Source organism: Streptomyces sp. MJM8645 (assembly GCF_001625365.1).
GTDB lineage: Bacteria > Actinomycetota > Actinomycetes > Streptomycetales > Streptomycetaceae > Kitasatospora.
Map to the genome: position 1 here is coordinate 3,668,068 of NZ_LJJF01000001.1, position 13,432 is coordinate 3,681,499.

General features: G+C 73.4%; 10 protein-coding genes. 1 reads left to right on the top strand and 9 read right to left on the bottom strand.

The annotated features are described in order from the left end of the window. Positions 1 to 40: 40 nt before the first annotated feature. The 3 genes from A6F73_RS15710 to A6F73_RS15720 all read right to left on the bottom strand — a co-directional run bounded on the left by A6F73_RS15710 (position 41) and on the right by A6F73_RS15720 (position 3,047). Positions 41 to 1,066: a hypothetical protein gene (locus A6F73_RS15710; protein WP_063348383.1), complete on the bottom strand. Its 1,026-nt coding sequence runs from the start codon at positions 1,064 to 1,066 to the stop codon at positions 41 to 43. Next, positions 1,063 to 2,532 (bottom strand): AMP-binding protein, encoded by a 1,470-nt coding sequence (locus A6F73_RS15715; RefSeq protein WP_063348384.1) that lies wholly within the window; start codon positions 2,530 to 2,532, stop codon positions 1,063 to 1,065. Before A6F73_RS15715 ends, A6F73_RS15710 begins: the two co-directional genes overlap by 4 nt. A gap of 302 nt (positions 2,533 to 2,834) precedes the next feature. Beyond that, positions 2,835 to 3,047: a hypothetical protein gene (locus tag A6F73_RS15720; protein ID WP_063348385.1), complete on the bottom strand. Its 213-nt coding sequence runs from the start codon at positions 3,045 to 3,047 to the stop codon at positions 2,835 to 2,837. A 206-nt stretch (positions 3,048 to 3,253) separates the two neighbouring features. Here A6F73_RS15720 and A6F73_RS15725 point away from each other — a divergent pair, with 206 nt between their 5' ends. Next, positions 3,254 to 4,081: an HAD family hydrolase gene (locus tag A6F73_RS15725; protein ID WP_244293399.1), complete on the top strand. Its 828-nt coding sequence runs from the start codon at positions 3,254 to 3,256 to the stop codon at positions 4,079 to 4,081. A gap of 34 nt (positions 4,082 to 4,115) precedes the next feature. Here the strand turns inward: A6F73_RS15725 and A6F73_RS15730 are convergent, their stop codons facing one another. The 6 genes from A6F73_RS15730 to A6F73_RS15755 form a co-directional block, all read right to left on the bottom strand. Then, entirely contained in the window at positions 4,116 to 5,006 is an 891-nt protein-coding gene (locus tag A6F73_RS15730) for a phosphate ABC transporter ATP-binding protein (RefSeq protein WP_079135714.1), read from the bottom strand. A gap of 38 nt (positions 5,007 to 5,044) precedes the next feature. Further along, positions 5,045 to 5,956, bottom strand: a complete 912-nt coding sequence (locus A6F73_RS15735; RefSeq protein WP_079135715.1) for a class E sortase — start codon at positions 5,954 to 5,956, stop codon at positions 5,045 to 5,047. Beyond that, a complete protein-coding gene (locus tag A6F73_RS15740) occupies positions 5,953 to 7,830 on the bottom strand; it encodes a substrate-binding domain-containing protein (protein WP_063348387.1) in 1,878 nt (625 codons plus the stop codon). Before A6F73_RS15740 ends, A6F73_RS15735 begins: the two co-directional genes overlap by 4 nt. Before the next feature lie 38 nt (positions 7,831 to 7,868). Next, complete coding sequence (gene pstA, locus A6F73_RS15745) at positions 7,869 to 9,095, bottom strand: phosphate ABC transporter permease PstA (protein WP_063348388.1); 1,227 nt, start codon at positions 9,093 to 9,095, stop codon at positions 7,869 to 7,871. Between the two features lie 43 nt (positions 9,096 to 9,138). Next, a complete protein-coding gene (gene pstC / locus A6F73_RS15750) occupies positions 9,139 to 10,170 on the bottom strand; it encodes a phosphate ABC transporter permease subunit PstC (RefSeq protein WP_063348389.1) in 1,032 nt (343 codons plus the stop codon). Between the two features lie 375 nt (positions 10,171 to 10,545). Beyond that, positions 10,546 to 13,218, bottom strand: coding sequence for a hypothetical protein (locus tag A6F73_RS15755; protein ID WP_159398467.1), 2,673 nt, complete (start codon positions 13,216 to 13,218; stop codon positions 10,546 to 10,548). Between the last annotated feature and the right edge of the window lie 214 nt (positions 13,219 to 13,432).

The following is a 13,432-nucleotide window of genomic DNA, read 5'->3' on the forward strand; positions in this document are numbered from 1 at the left end:
GAGTGGATCGACCCAGGTCAGGCTGCGACGAATGGACGAGTCAGAGCTGGCGGACGATGGGGAGGGTGTCCGTGCCGCGCTGGCGGGCGGCGCGGCGGGCGAGGCCGGGGGAGTTGCCGGTGCCGAGGATCTGGCCGTCGGCGATCGCGATCCAGGTGCCCGGTGCCAGTCCGGTGGGCGGGGTGAGGGACAGGGCCGACGTCAGGGCGGGGTCCGGTTGGAGGCGGTCGGGGCGTGGGGCCGGCGATTCGGTGCCGGCGCGCCAGCGGGCCGTCGTCCGCTCGCCGCCCAGTCGGCGTGACCACAGCACGTGCTGCAGCACGATCAGGGGGCCGAGCACGGTCAGCAGGGGGAAGCCCGCCGTCAGCGCGCCCAGGGCGAACAGCGCGCTGACCGCGCTGGTCACGACCACGCCGACGGCTGCCGCCAGCAACGCGGCCGTCCGTCCGAACGCCTTGGCGGCGACCAGCGGGAACAGTACGAGGAGCAGCAGGTCGCCGAGGCCCACGGCGACCGGCGGGCTGCCGCCCGTCAGGACGAGCATCGGGGCGAACGGCCGTCCCTGGACCTGGGTGACGAAGTTCGCGGTGACCTGCGTCAGGGTGGTCGCCACCAGGTCGTAGCAGGACAGGACGGCGGCCAGGCCGGCCGCGTGCGCCGATCGCATCCCGCTCTGCGTCCACAGGTTGGCCACGCCCACCACCGCGACGGCGAGCATCACGTCGGTGCAGGCGCGCACCGCGACGGGGTGGCCGCTGCACGCCGCCGTGGCGCCGGCGGCCACGAGTGCGAGGCCCCAGGCCCAGCGGCCGGAGCAGACCGGTGCCAGGGTGAACTGCACCGCCAGGCAGAGCACCAGGCCGAACAGCGCCGAGACGACCACGCCCGGCAGCTTGAGGTAGAGCAGCGGGGCCAGCACGACGCCGACGCACAGGACGGCGATGTCGCCGGAGGTGTAGACGCCCACCGGAGGCCTGGGCATCCGCACGCGGACCAGGTACCCCCCTGCCGCGGCCATCAGCAGGGCCACGCAGCAGCTCAGGGCGACGAGGGGGATCGCGTTCATGCGCCGCTCCCGGCCCGGACGCCGACCGGACGGGCCGACTCGAAGGTGTGTTCCCGCAGGTCCGCGCGGACCGGACTGGACGGCGGCAGTTTCGACCGGTCGTCGTGGAGCACGATGCCGGCCAGCGGCAGCCCCGCCGCCGACGCCCCCTGTTCGAGCCTGCGGTGCAGGGTCGCCGCGGGCAGCGCACGGACCAGGAGGTGCAGCAGCGCACCGCCGTCCGGCTCCTCGGTCAGCGTGTACCTGGCCGGCAGCGGCACGTCCGGCTCCCCCTCGACCAGGTCGAGGACGTCCCTGGTCGGCACGGAGGCGCTGAGCGGCCCCGACCAGCGGCCCAGGACGGCGGACGTGGCCGGCAGGTGCGCCCACTCGCACCCGGCCTCGCCGACGGGCAGCCGGACCAGGTCGCCGGTGGCGTACCGCAGCAGCAGGGTGCACTCCCGGTAGGGCACGAAGGGGGTGTGCACCAGCATCCCGACCTCCCCCGGCGCGGTCGGCTCCCAGGTCTGCGGGTCGAGCACCTCCAGGTGCCCGAACTCGGTGGTGTGGTGCAGATGCCCCTGGGAGCACGGCGTGCCGCCCGAGGGGAGCGTCTCCGTCATCAGGTAGGACGTGGACACCGGTGCGCCGAACGCCGCTTCGGCCCGCTCCCGCAGGGGGGCCGACAGCACCTCGCCGCCCACCCCGATGCTCTCCAGCCCGAAGTCCGCGGACCGCCACCCGCCCTGCTCGGCCTCCTGTACGAGCGCGGAGAGGTACGACGCGGAGGCGGTGAGGTGGGTGATCTGCGGGGCCTTGCCGGGCAGGCCGAGCGGTGCGGCGAGGCGGTCCAGGGCGAGCGCGGGGTCGATCGTCCCGAACTGGACGAACGAGGCGCCGACCCGGGTGGTGGACTCCTCGGCGACGACCAGCGGCAGGGTGGCCCTGGAGCAGCCCGCGTACGCCACGGTGTGCCGGGGGCGCAGCCCGAGGGTCAGTGCCGCCGAGATGGTGCTGAGGGCGATCGTCGTCTCCAACTCGGCCCGGGAGTACCAGACCGCGGTCGGGGTGCCGCTGGTGCCGGTGGTCAGCGCCATCAGGGCGGGCTCGGCGGCGGCGGAGACGAACGCGGCGGGCAGGCCGCGCAGGGCCGCCTTCGGGGTGACGGGCACCCGCGACCAGGTCTCCGTGTCGAGCGTGTCGGGGTCGATCCCGAGGTCGTCGAAGGTCCGCCGGTAGTAGGCCGTGTGGCGGACGGCGGCGCGCGCGGTGGCCCGCAGGCTCCGCCGGGTGACCGTGCGCCGCACCTCCGGGTCGACCTGACCGGCCTGCCCCGGCAGCAGTGCCGAGTCCGCGCCCGGCTCGCCGAACTCGGCGAGCGTGCGGACCATGTCGTCGGCGATCCGTCCGAGGTCCTGGGGCCGGATCCTGCGGTTGAGCAGGATCGATGCGCCGTACCGGAGTTGACTCACCGCAGTGCCGAACACGAGACCTCCTGGAACCTGGGCCGGGGATGCTCACCCCGGCCCAGGCCGGGACGACTCGGTCAGGCCATGTGCGCGAACATGGCGGCGGTCAGGGTGCTCAGGGCGTACTTGAAGTAGTGCTTGACCATGTCAAGACCTCCTGGTGGGGCTGGCCGGCGCGGCCGAGCACGCCCCGATGGCGTGCTCCGGCGCCGGCGGGTGGGGAGTGCAGTTTAGGGAATCGAACAATGCGCGACCAGAGGTGAGACGGCATCAAATTCCGTGCCACGAAAGGTCGGTGGCGCAGCTCGGCCGGGCAGGACCTACGGGTGCGGGCGGGTGCGCTGGGCCGGGAGGCGGGGCTCGGGGGCGCGGCGGGCGATCTCGGCGAGGGTGTGGAAGAGGACGTCGCCGAGCAGGACCGGCTCGCGGGAGGCGTCCGGGGAAACGTCCGGGGAAGCGCCCGAGAAGGCGTCCGGGGAGGCGGCGGGCGGGATGGTCGGGGGAGGCTCGTCTCGGAGCTGGCGAGTGGGCATGGCTCTTCCTGCCGACGGGGTGGCCGTGCACACTCCTGCCCGTCGCGCCCCGGGGACACCCCGGCCGCCGGGCGAATAGGCCGGAAACGGCGCCTCGGGGGCCGAAAGCCACAGGTCCGGCGGGTCGGCGGCGCCGTCCTGCGGGTCCGCGACGAGGTCCGTCCTCGCCGGTGACCGGTGTGGCACCGATGGGCGAAGATGGACCGGTGACCGAAGCCCGTACCGCCCCCCGCCTCATCGCCACCGACCTGGACGGCACCCTGCTGTGCGCCGGCGGCACCGTCAGCGAACGGACCGCCGCGGCCCTGGCGGCCGCGGAGGCGGCCGGGGTGCAGGTGGTGTTCGTCACCGGGCGGCCGCCGCGCTGGATGCAGCAGGTGAGCGCGCACATCGGCGGCCACGGGGTGGCGATCTGCTCGAACGGCGGCGCGGTGGTGGACGTGCGGCGCGGTGAGCTGCTGGAGTCGTTCCCGCTGCCGGTGGAGACCACCCTGGCGGTGGTCGAGGTGCTGCGCGCCAAGCTGCCCGGCACCGCGTTCGCCTTCGAGTACCCGGACGGGTGGGCCCGCGAGCCCGAGTACGCGGTGCCGATGTGGGGTGACGACCTGGAGCACGCGGTCGGCCCGGCGGAGAAGCTGCTGAGCGCCGGCGGGCCGGTCCGGGGCCTGTTCAAGCTGCTGGCCAAGCACCCCGACCTCGACCCGGACACGTTCCTCACCCAGGCCCGGGAGGCGGCCGGGCAGCTGGCCGAGATCACCCGCTCGGCGCCGATCCCGCTGCTGGAGATCAGCGCGCCCGGCGTCACCAAGGCCAGCACGCTGGCCCGTTGGTGCGCCGGGCACGGGATCGACCGGAGCGAGGTGGTGGCCTTCGGCGACATGCCGAACGACCTGGAGATGCTGGACTGGGCCGGCACCGCGTACGCCGTCGCCAACGCGCACCCGCAGGTGCTGGCGGCGGTGCCGCTGCACACCGTGAGCAACGAGCAGGACGGCGTCGCGGCGGTGCTGGAGGAGCTGCTGCGGTTCCCCTAGCTCCCCTGGCTCCCCTAGGACGTATCGCCCGGGCCTAGCCGAAGCGGCCGTTCACGTAGTCGGAGGTCCGCTGGTCGCGCGGGTTGCCGAAGACCTGCGCGGTCGGCCCGGCCTCCACGATCCGGCCCGGGGTGTCGTGGGTGGCCAGGAAGAAGGCGCAGGTCTGCGAGACGCGCTGGGCCTGCTGCATGTTGTGGGTGACGATCACGATGGTGAGCCGCCCGCGCAGTTCGGCGATGGTCTCCTCGACCCGTCGGGTGGAGGTCGGGTCGAGCGCGGAGCACGGCTCGTCCATCAGCAGGATGTCCGGCGAGACCGCCAACGACCGTGCGATGCACAGGCGTTGCTGCTGCCCGCCGGAGAGCGAGCCGCCCGGGGTGTGCAGCCGGCTGGAGACCTCGTCCCAGAGCCCGGCGCGGCGCAGGCTGGTCTCCACCAGGTCCCGGCGCTCCTCCTTGGAGACCTTGATCCCGGCCAGCTTCAGGCCGCTGGCGACGTTGTCCTGGATGGACATCGCCGGGAACGGGTTGGGCCGCTGGAACACCATGCCGATCCGGCGCCGCACCTCGGCGGGGCGCCGACCGGGACGGTAGACGTCGTCGCCCTCCAGCAGCACCTCGCCGGAGAGCGCGGCGCCGCGCACCATCTCGTGCATCCGGTTGAGGATCCGCAGGTAGGTGGACTTGCCGCAGCCGGACGGGCCGATCAGCGCGGTGACCTCGCCGGCCGGCATCGCCAGCGAGACCCGCTCCAGCACCTTGCGGGCGCCGAACCAGGCGGAGACCTCCCTGGTCTCCAGCCCGGCCAGCGGCTCGCCGCCGGGGTGCGGGGCCGGCGGCAGCGGCGGGAGGGTGAGGGTGTCGGCGGCCGGGTCGGTCGCCGGGGCGTCGACCGTCCCCAGGCCGGTGGTCGGGGTGTCGGTCATCGGTGCATCCGTCATCGGTACGGCCTTCCGGGCGCGCTTCAGTAGAGGTTGGGCAGCAGGGCGGCGGCGTTCTCGTAGACCGCCCAGAGCAGTGCGCCGAGCACCGGCGCGAGGCTCAGGTAGGCCGCCGAGGCCCGCCAGTACCGGGCCAGCAGGAGCGCGCCGAGCACCACGCCCAGCAGTCCGAGCGACCACAGTTGCAGCGTGGCCAGCGCGCCCTTGTCGGCGGCCAGCGCCTTGTCGTACGGGACGGTCCGGGGCCGGCCGCCGGGGTTCTGCTGGGGGTCGCCGTCCAGCCGGGCGCCGACCATCACGGTCGAGCCGGGGATCCAGTCCGAGTCCCCGGTGACCAGGACGAGCCGGTTGCGGGCCGGGTCGGTGATCGGGTGGTCGCCGTCGCCGTACACGTTGACGGTGTAGGTGAACTTGCCCTGCCCGGTGGTGGCCTCGATCTTGTCGCCGACCCGGAGCCCGGACAGTTCGGCGAAGGGCGCGCCGAAGGTGGCGCCGCGGCCGAACAGCACCGCGACGCCGCCCTGGCCGGGCAGGGCGGTGTCCCGGCGGTGGCCGGGCCCGCGCATGAGGTCCCGGCCGGTGGTGCCCTCGACCACGACGGCCTGGTGCAGGCCGATCGCCGGGATGTCCAGCAGGGCCACCGGGGCGCCGTCGGCAGCGGCCCCGGTGGGGGCGACGGCCCGGGCGAGCTGGTCCCGGAAGGTCTTGTACGCGGTGGACTGGAAGTGCCGTTCCTGGACGTGCGAGAGCGTGAACAGGTAGCCGACGAAGCCCAGCACCAGCGCGGCCAGCAGGCTGGCCACCCGGGCGCCCTGGAGGAGGCGGCGCCGCGAAGGGGCGGCGGCGGGCCCGGCCGCGGGGGTCGCGGCGGGCGGGCCCGCGGGCGTGGCCGGCCGCGCGGGGGCGGCCGGCTTCTCCAGCACCGGGGCGGTCACGAGGCGCCGTCCGAGGACTTGCGCCGCCGCAGCAGCCGCCGGCCGAGCAGCGGCGGGACGAGCACCACGGCGAGCAGTTCGAGGGCGGTGAGCGTGCTCAGCGTCCAGTCCTCGGGCTTGCCGGCCACCTCGACCACGTTCGCCGCGACCTCGGTGCTGCCGCCGCGGCCGCGGGCGACGACCTGGCCGGTCTGCGGGTCGACGACGTCCTCGGTGCCCGGGTCGCCCGGCGCGGCGCCGGCCGCGTTCGGGTCCGTGCCGGCCGCGCCGTCGGCAGCTGCGCCGCCGTCCCCGGTGCCGCCGGTGCCCGCGCCGCCACCGCCCGTACCGCCACCGGTACCGCCGGTGCCGCCGGACGTGCCTGCGGCCGTGCCGTTGCCGGTCCGGCCCGAACCGCCGGCGGCCGTGCCGCCCGTGCCCCCGGTGCCGCCCGTGCCGCCCGTGCCGCCGGTCCCGCCGGCCGCGCCGCCGCCGGTGCCGCCCGAACTACCCGCGCCCGAACCGGTCTTGACCGGCTGGCCGTCCTGCACGGTGCAGTCCAGCGGAGCGCCCTGCTTGTCGCAGGGGCTGGGCTGCGGCGCGTTCTTGAGGACGGTCAGCTCACCGGCCGAGTTGAAGGTCGGGTTCGCGCAGTTGGAGAGGGTGTCCGGGTCGACGGGGCTGGCGTTGCCCGGGATGCTCTTGGTCTGCAGCAACCCGCCCTTGACCAGGTTGCGCGGGATCGGCGAGTAGCCGAGGCCGTCCGCCTCGCCCTGGCCCTCGCACAGCACGTAGGCGAGGAAGCGGCTGAGTGCGCCGCCCTTGTCGTTGTTGAAGCGGGGCGGCGGCTTGAGCTCCGCTCCGGCGCGCGGCACGATCACGTAGCTGTAGCTGGAGATCGGGTAGGCGCGGGGGTCGTCCATCGTGTAGACGCCGTCGAGGTTCTGCTGGAGGTAGTTCGGGTCGCTCGCCGGGGTGTTGTCGTCGACGCCGCGGATCTTCGCCGCGGTGAGCGCGACCGCCACGTTGGAGGCCGTCGGCAGGGAGTAGTAGCCGGCCTTGTTGAGCACCTTCACGACCGGCCAGTTGCTGCGCTTGGCGAAGGCGTACTCGTCGTAGCCGATGGTGCCCTGGCCGATCGAGGACTTGATGTAGCCCGCGACGATGTCGGAGCCGTTCTGCGCGGTCATCCGGCCGGACGGCGGGTAGAACTCGGTGTAGTCGCCGCAGGTGGTGCCATTGACGGACTTGCAGTAGTCGTCCCACTGGGCCTGGTAGCTGTGCTCCATCCAACGGGTGAACTGCGCGGTGGCGCCGGAGCCGTCCGAGCGGACCACCGGGGTGATCGGCATGCTCTGCAGCGGCTTGCCGTAGTCGGCGGTGATCTTCGGGTCGTTCCAGTTGGTGATCTTGTTGGTGAAGATGTCCACGATGGTCTGCGGGGAGAGTCGCAGGTCGCGGACCTGCTTGCCGCCGACCTGCAGGTTGTACATGAAGGTGGTGCCGCCCGCGGTGATCGGCACGTACGAGAAGCCGTAGACCGGGTTCTCCCGGCCGCCCTGGCCGCCGGTGCGGGCCGATTCGCTGAGGCCGGTGTCATCCCCGCTGCGGAACGGCACGTCCGAGGCGGTGAAGTCGGTCTGCCCGTTGCTCCAGGCCGTGCGGCCGGCGGCCGAGCCGACCGGGTTGAAGTTGATCTGGATGCCCTGCGGCCCGACGTCCTGGCGCCACTGGTCGATCGCCGGACCGGACCAGCTGGAGCCCTGGGCGCTCAGCGCGACCGACGCCGCGAACGCCGCCCCCTGCCCGAGCAGCAGTGAGGCCGCGGCGAGCGACAGGGACAGCAGCACGGCCAGGGTGCGGGCCACGGGGCGGCTTGCGGCCTCCCACGACATGGGAACTCCTCTGGTACGGAGGGTGGTTGGGCTGGGCATCAGCGCTTCTCCGGCTGGATGGCGTACGGGCGGGCGACGGCGGCCGCGGCGGCCGCCTCGAGACGACGGGCGTCCCGGTTGATCCGGCGCTTCTGACCCCTCGTCAACTGGCCGGGCCGACGGCCGCCGAGCACCCGGGCGGTGACGAACAGGACCAGCACCACGGCCATCAGGGTCAGCCCCGCGGCGAAGGCCCGCGCGACCATCTCGGGGTAGGGCTGCTTGACGTAGTTCCAGATGTAGAGCGGCAGCGACACCTGGGGCTCGGTGAACGGGTCGGCATTGAACTGCGCGGTGAAGCCCGAGGTCAGGAGCACCGGCGAGGTCTCGCCGACGCCGCGCGCCATGCCGAGCACCACCGCCGTCACCAGACCGGGCCGGGCGGTCGGCAGCACCACGTTCCACACCGTCCGCCACTGGCTGCCGCCGAGCGCGTACGAGGCCTCGCGCAGGGTGCCCGGCACCAGCCGGATGACCACCTCGGCGGCCCGGGTGACGATCGGCATCATCATCACGGTCAGCGCCAGCGAGGCCGCGAACCCGCTCTGCTCGAACCCGAGGGTGAGGATCACCACGCCGAGCACGAACAGGCCCGCGACGATCGACGGCAACGCGGTCATCGCCTCGACCAGGGTCCGCACCGGACGGGCCATCCGGCCGCCGACCTCGGACATGAAGACCGCCGCGGCGATGCCCAGCGGCACCGCGAACAGCGTGGCCAGGCCCAGCTGTTCGAGCGAGCCGACGATCGCGTTGAGCGCACCGCCGGAGGTGATCGGGGAGAGCGCGGCCGTCCTCTCCATCGACTCGGTGAAGAAGTTCAGGTGCTGGGCCGCCTCGGAGCCTCGGACCACCAGATAGCCGATCTGGTCGACGATCAGCGCGAGCACCAGCAGTCCGGAGCTCCACGCGACCACCGACACCAGGCGCTCGCGCACCAGCAGCCTGCCCCACTGGAGCCGCCCGAGGGTGAAGTAGCCGGCCAGGAACAGCACGTACCAGCAGACCAGGAAGCCGAACGCGCCGCTGAACGGCAGGATCCGCTCGTAGCTCATCCAGTCCAGCGCCAGCGAGCCGACCAGCGAGCCGGCCACGGTGAGCACGTCCTCGCGGGTGACCCCGCCGAGCTTCAGGCGCCGCTCCGGGCGCGGGGGTACGGGTGCGGGGGCGGGCGGCGCCTCGGCGGGCTCGGACGCGGCCACGGGTGGCAGGTCGAGCGTGGTCATCGGGTCGTCCCTTCAACGGGGTTGGTCATGTCGGCCGCCCTTCTCAGTCCGCGGTCGAGGCGCCGGAGCGCGACCGGTTGATCACGAAACCGGCCGCGACGTTGACCAGCAGGGTCAGTGCGAACAGCACCAGGCCGGCCGCCATCAGCGCGGAGAGCGACAGCGCGTCCGACTCACCGAAGCGCAGCGCGATCAGTGCCGAGATCGAGTTGGCGCCGTTCTCGAGGATGTGTGTGATGGTCTTGAAGTTCGGCGAGATGATCAGCGCGACGGCGATCGTCTCCCCCATCGCCCGGCCGAAGCCCAGCATCACCGCGCCGATCACACCGCCCTTGCCGAACGGCAGCACCACCGCGCGCACCATCCCCCAGCGGGTCGAGCCGAGCGCGTACGCGCCCTCCCGCTCGCCCTGCGGGGCCTGGGAGAACACCTCCCGGCTGAGCGAGGTGACGATCGGGATGATCATCAGGGAGACCACGACGCCCGCGATGAAGGTGGACGAGGTGTAGGACGTCCCGATGTCGCCGGTGCGCACCTTCAGGAAGGGGATCGCGTCGCCGAGGTGGTTGGCCAGCCAGCGGACGAAGCCGATGATGCGCGGCTGGAGGAAGAACAGCCCCCACAGGCCGTAGATGATGCTGGGGATCGCCGCCATCAGGTCGATCAGCGAGACCAGCACCGAACGCAGCCGCACGGGCGCGTACTCGGCGATGAAGACCGCCGTGGTCAGCGCCACCGGGACGGCGATGGCCAGGGCGATCACGGCGATCAGCAGGCCGTTCGGCAGGACGGCGGCGATGCCGAAGTTGTGCGCGGCGGTCTGCCACTTCTGCTCGGTCAGGAACGACCAGCCCACCGCGCGCAGCGCGTCCGTGCCGCGCAGCAGCAGGAAGAACGCGATCAGCCCCATGATGGCGAAGACCGAGATCCCGGCGAGCCGCAGCACGCCGCGGAACACCCGGTCGCCGGGGGTGGCGGGGGCGGTGATGACGCGCGGGACGTCGGGGTCGGGCTGGCCGTCGGGGTGGCCTGGCGCCCCGGCGTACGGTGCCGCGGGCTCGGCGGCGGCTGTCATGGTCTGCTCTCCGTGCTCGGGTACGGGTGCCGGGGTGGTGCCCCGGCCTGGACGGCGGCCCGACGAAAGCGTCGAAGGCGGCTCGGTCGGCTGGTTCGTGGTCGTCGGTCGGTCGCCGGCGTTCCGGTCGGTCGCCGGTCGGTCGGTCGCCGGCGTTCCGGTCGGTCGCCGGTCGGTCGGTCGCCGGCGTTCCGGCCGCCGGTCGGTCCGGTCGCCGACGCGCGGGCGGCGCGGGTCGGGCTGCGGGCCTGGTCAGCGGGCCCGGGGCAGACGGCAACGGGACCGGGCGGACGAGTCGGCGGGGCCGGAACGGCGGCCCCGCCGAGTCGTCCGAGGTGCGCCGGCGTCAACCGGCGCGGGCGTCAACCGCGGGCGTCAGCGGCCCCAGCGGCGGCGACGCACCCGCGACCAGCCCTCGCGCAGCCCGGTCAGCGCCTTCTGCCCGGCCGGAGTGCCGCCCAGCAGCAGCGTCGCCGGTCCGCCGACCAGCAGCACCAGGCCGCCGATCAGCGCGATCGGGAGCAGCAGGCGGGCCATGCCGGAGCGGTCCGCCGCCGGCGTGCCGGCCGCGACGGGCGCCACGGTGATCGGCTTGCCGGACGCGGAGGGGGCGGCGGCGGCCTTCGCCCCGCCGGCCGTTGCGGCGGCCGGGACGGCGGCGGATCCGCCGGTGCCGGCCGTGCCGCCGGTCGTCCCGGTGGAACCGGTGGATCCGATGGAGCCGGTGCCGCTGGTCCCGCCGGTCGTGCCGAAGGTGTTGCCGTCGGCCGAGGTGTCCCCGGTCCCGCCGGCCGCCGTGCCGCCGTCGCTCACGGGCGCGGGCGCGGTGCCGGGAGCGGCGCCGTCCGTGGAGCCCGAACCGCCCGCCGGGGTGCCGCCGGTGCCACCGGTCGTCCCCGGGTCGGGGGTGACGGGGGGCGGGTTCGGCGGCGCGGCCTGGTTGCCGGGCAGCTTGCCGTCCTGCGTCTCCACGTGCGAGGCGGCGTCCGCCGCCTGCGCGCGCTGGGCGTTGGTCAGGGCGAGGAAGCCCTGCGCCAGCCGGCCCGGCTCGGTGCCGTACACCTGGCCGCTGGTCGTCACCGTCTTCAGGAACTTGGTGATCGCCGCCGCCTTGGCGTCGGGCACGCCCTTGGTCGGCACCATCGCGTACTGCACGCTGGTCAGCGGGTAGGCGAACTGGTCGTGGGCGTACGCCGTGTCGGCGACGCCGTACGGCAGTTGCTGGACACCCGTCGACGCGTCCACCGTCATGTCCGCCACCGCGGACTGGAAGCTGGACGTGCTGGGCGCAGCGAACCCGCCCGCCGGGTTGAGGAGTTGGGCCTCGGGGAGCGCGTAGGCCTTCGCCTGGCCGGCGTCCATGATCGAGAACAGCGTCCGGCTGCCCGGGTCCATCGGCGCGCACTGGTTGTGGCCGCCGTCGGGCTGGATGGTCGGATCGATGCAGGTCGGCTTGTTCTGCAGCAGCTTCCGCGCCACGTCACCGAGCCCCGTGGTGACCGGATTCCACTCGTACTCACGCCAGTTGCTGCGCGGCTGCGTCGTCGCCCCGACCAGCCCGGAGGAGTCCTGCCGGGCGAAGGAGTCGGTCGGGTAGCCGGAGAAGGCCGGCCGCAGGTAGTACGTGTCCACCCGCATGCCCCACGGGTCCGGCTCGCCGTCCAGGAAGCGCGCGGCGTCCGGGTCGGAGGCGATCCACGAGGTCAGCTGGTACACCAGGTCCGTCGTGCCGCCGACCACGATGGGGCTGGACTGCGAGACCGCGCAGGACGTCGGCCACTTCAGCCCGCTCTCCGGCGGCAGCGGGTTCAGCTTCAGGAACTCCTGGTCCCGGAAGATGCAGGTCGGGTTGCCCTTCACGGAGGCGATCACGCCTCCGGCGGGCGAGTACGACTGGGTGAGGAGCTTGGCCAGCAGCCGGGCGTTGAGCTTCATGTCCCTGATCTGCCGACCGGTCGACGGGTCGTCGACCACGAAGGCCACCGACACGCCAGAGGCCGACAACGGCGCGTAGACGTAAGGGCGTTGCGGCGTCGACGTGTCCGGTCGGACCGTCAGGGCGACGTCCGTCGCTCCGCCGAGGAAGTCGGCCCGGGCCTGCGGCTCACCGCCGGCGGGAAGGTACTGGAAGGACAGCGGGTTGTCGCCCAGGCACAGGCCGGAACGCCACAACTGCACGGCCCGGTTGGCCGCCTCCAGGCCCGCGGCACGGAACGCCGACGTCTGCGCCTCGCAGGCGGCCGGCGAGGGCGCGAAGGCCAGCGGCACCACGGCCCGGTTCTCCCAGGCGCACTGCTCGCCGCTCGACATGCCGTTGGCCGCGTCCTTGCCGAACACCTCGTCCGACGCGAGCTTGTATCCGGTGGTGAGATCGAGGGTGTGGTTCGTGCAGTCCACGGTCTGCTGCGGATTCGTCTGGCCGAGGCTGTCACCGCCGTAGTTGGCCTCCACCACCAGGGAACACGGGTGGGTGGCATCGCAGGCCAGGGTCGGGCTCTGCAGCCCCGTGTACAACTCGATGGTCGCGGCTCCCGAACCGTCCATACTGGTGGGGGAGATCACCATGTTGCTCGGGAAGTCCGGCGCAGGCACGTCGGTCTTCCGCTGCTGGAACCCGGCAGCCGGATCCAGCCCATACATGGTGCTGCCGTAACAGTCGGTGACCTTTGGATCGGTGCCGCGGCACTCGTAGATCCGGACGGCGAAGAAGGAGTAGGCGTCGCCGGGCTTCACGATCGTCCTCGGCTGGCCGTTGCCGTCCGTGGTCGGGGTGAAGCCGCTCCAGGAGAGCTGGACCACCTGGTTGGTGAGGTCCTTCGACTGCGAGAGCGTGATGCTCCCCTGCTTGCCGTACGTCCCGGTGCTCGGATTCCAGAGCTTCGGCCCCTTCACCGTCACCGCGGACGACGCCGCCACCGCCTGTGGCACCGCCCCCAGGCCGATCGGCACCACCCCGAGGGCCACCACCACCGACCACACCATCGCGATCGCCGGCCATCGGCGACGCCACCACCCCGGATCCCTCCGGTCGGGTAGTCGGACTCTCATGGCGGGCACCTCCGTGCGAATCCGCGCCGCCCAGCACGCGGCGCAAGGGGGATCAGGCATGCGGACGACCGGACGGTTCCGGTACCTGACCATTGCGCCAGCCGGATATGGCCGGATCCGGTCGACAGGGTGTACGAGACCCCAACGCGGCACCCATGGAACGGAGTTGCGTCGTCCGAATGCGTACGGGCCCGCACCGGGGTGCGGGCCCGCA

What these genes read in the sequence shown, in the direction of transcription:
- A6F73_RS15710 (WP_063348383.1), bottom strand. Translation starts at nt 1,066, where the DNA reads ATGAACGCGATCCCCCTCGTCGCCCTGAGCTGCTGCGTGGCCCTGCTG.
- A6F73_RS15720 (WP_063348385.1), bottom strand. Translation starts at nt 3,047, where the DNA reads ATGCCCACTCGCCAGCTCCGAGACGAGCCTCCCCCGACCATCCCGCCC.
- A6F73_RS15730 (WP_079135714.1), bottom strand. Translation starts at nt 5,006, where the DNA reads ATGACCGACACCCCGACCACCGGCCTGGGGACGGTCGACGCCCCGGCG.
- A6F73_RS15740 (WP_063348387.1), bottom strand. Translation starts at nt 7,830, where the DNA reads ATGTCGTGGGAGGCCGCAAGCCGCCCCGTGGCCCGCACCCTGGCCGTG.
- pstA (WP_063348388.1), bottom strand. Translation starts at nt 9,095, where the DNA reads ATGACCACGCTCGACCTGCCACCCGTGGCCGCGTCCGAGCCCGCCGAG.
- pstC (WP_063348389.1), bottom strand. Translation starts at nt 10,170, where the DNA reads ATGACAGCCGCCGCCGAGCCCGCGGCACCGTACGCCGGGGCGCCAGGC.
- A6F73_RS15755 (WP_159398467.1), bottom strand. Translation starts at nt 13,218, where the DNA reads ATGAGAGTCCGACTACCCGACCGGAGGGATCCGGGGTGGTGGCGTCGC.